Origin of the sequence: Kribbella turkmenica (assembly GCF_004348725.1) — a bacterium.
Classification (GTDB): Bacteria; Actinomycetota; Actinomycetes; order Propionibacteriales; family Kribbellaceae; genus Kribbella; species Kribbella turkmenica.
The window spans coordinates 1-2,274 of sequence record NZ_SMKR01000315.1 but is presented as its reverse complement, the minus strand read 5'-3'; the positions used below and the strand labels follow the sequence as shown (position 1 = coordinate 2,274).

The 2,274-nt window shown below is 65.7% G+C and carries 1 protein-coding gene; it reads left to right on the top strand.

What is annotated here, in order from left to right; translation table 11 throughout:
• Positions 1-69 precede the first annotated feature (69 nt).
• Positions 70-1,947, top strand: coding sequence for a Na+/H+ antiporter NhaA (nhaA, locus tag E1218_RS35515; RefSeq protein ID WP_132327413.1), 1,878 nt, complete (start codon positions 70-72; stop codon positions 1,945-1,947).
• Positions 1,948-2,274: the final 327 nt, after the last annotated feature.

The following is a 2,274-nucleotide window of genomic DNA, read 5'->3' as shown; positions in this document are numbered from 1 at the left end:
GACCTAAACGGCTGACCGCTGACGCGGAACACCCCAAGCAGAGAACAACCGTCAAGGAGAGGACGGCCGATGGCGCAGGCACAAGCACCGCGGCGCACTACCTGGGTGCGCAACCTCGCCCGCCCGACCCGAGCGTTCATTGCCACCGAGGTCGGCAGCACCGTCGTGTTGCTGGGTGCGGTGCTGCTCGCCTTGGCTTGGGTGAACTCACCGACGGGTCACACTTACGAGGACGTCTGGTCCACGGAGCTTTCGATTCGCCTCGGCGCGGCGGAGGTGAGTGAAGATCTGCGCGGCTGGGTCAACGACGGCCTGATGGCTCTGTTCTTCTTCGTCACCGGGCTCGAGATTCGGCGTGAGCTCGACATGGGGGAGCTACGTGATCGCCGCCGCGTCGCAGTGCCTGTGGTCGCCGCGCTCGGCGGAATGCTCGTACCTGCGCTGATCTACCTGTCGTTCAACCTCGGAACCGAAGCCGCGCATGGATGGGGCATCGTGATGGCCACCGACACAGCGTTCGCCCTTGGCGTGCTGGCGCTGATCGGGCGGCGATGCCCGCCTCGACTACGCGTGTTTCTGCTGACGTTAGTGGTCGTCGACGACGTCGGCGCACTGACCGTTATCGCACTGGCCTACACCGATGACCTCGACGTCGTACCCTTGGCCCTTGCGGTTGGTGTGTTCGTTGTGGTGGTGGCGTTCCGCGCCGCCGGCGTCACACACGGAGCGATCTACTTTGTCCTGGGTGTCATGCTCTGGCTCGCGCTGCTCGAGTCGGGAGTACATGCCACGATCGCCGGCGTGGCGATGGGGTTGGTTGCGACGGCGTATCCGCCATCGCGATCAGCTCTGCAGCAGGCCAGCTCACTGTGGCGTTCGTTCCGTGAACAACCCACCTCTGGCCTCGCACGGTCGGCTGGGCGCGGACTGCGCACCGCGATATCACCGAACGAGCGGATGCAGCAGATCTACCACCCGGTGACCAGCTACCTCATCGTCCCACTCTTCGCGGTCGCGAATGCCGGCGTCGAGTTCAACCGTGAGATTGTCGGGCACGCCGCGACATCGCCCATCACCATCGGGATCATTGTGGGCCTCGTCATCGGCAAGCTCACCGGCATCACCGGGGCCAGCTGGTTGGCCAGCCGCCGCAGCCTGGGCCGATTTCCCCTTACCGTGCCGTGGCGACCGCTGTTCGGGACTGCGGCGGTGGCCGGCATCGGATTCACGGTGTCGTTATTCATCGCCGAGATCTCGTTCGACGGGCAGGCGCTGGAAGAGGCAAAGCTTGGCATCTTCGCCGCGTCGGTGCTAGCGACTGGTCTGAGCTGGCTGATCTTCCGCCTGGTGGTACGCCTGCCTTCGCAGGATGCTTCCGAAATGGCCGGGCAGGCGCCGGCACTGATCGACCTGTCTGACCCGGTGGACCCGGAGATCGATCACATCCGCGGACCCGCTGACGCCCCGGTCACGCTGGTGGAGTACGGCGACTTCGAATGCCCCTACTGTGGGCAGGCCGAGGCGGCCATTCGCGCCCTGCTCGCCGAGTTCGGCGCGGACCTTCGGTTCGTGTTCCGGCATCTGCCACTCGAGGACGTCCACGAGAATGCCCAACGAGCCGCGGAGGTCTCAGAGATTGCCGCGGTTCACGGAAAGTTCTGGGAGATGCACGATCTGCTGTTCGAGCACCAAGACGCTCTCACGGCACCGGACATGCTGGAACATGCGAGCAATCTTGGGCTCGACAGAGAACTCGTGGCAGAGCAGCTTCGCAGACGCAAGTACTGGCCACGTGTGACGCGCGACATCGACGGGGCGGACCGAAGCGGGGTCGCGGGCACGCCGACGTTCTTCGTGAACGGCCGACGTCATCATGGCGCCTACGACATCGAGACCCTGGCTCGCGTCGTGCGCGCGGCGCTTGCCCAGCAGCCCACATCGCCGTGACTTCGGGCGGCCACTGGCTTTCCACGCTGAGCAGATAGACGCCGTACGCGGGGAACGGTTCTGCCGCCGGGCCGTGCCGCAGACCGCGTCCGCGGACGAGCCGACCCGACGGCAGCTCCATCACCCCCCGGTATGTCCTTCTCCCAATGGCCCACAGGGGCAAGCGACAAGCCGGGAGGCGCGAAGGGAGGGTCAAACGACGAGGCGCTCCTCGGTGGAGGAGGAGAACAGGTGCAGCTTGTCCGGGTCCGGGGCGAGGTGGACGAGCTGCCCCTTGTCGTTGTGCAGGCGGGTGCCGATGCGGGCGATGATCTGCTGGTTCGTCGA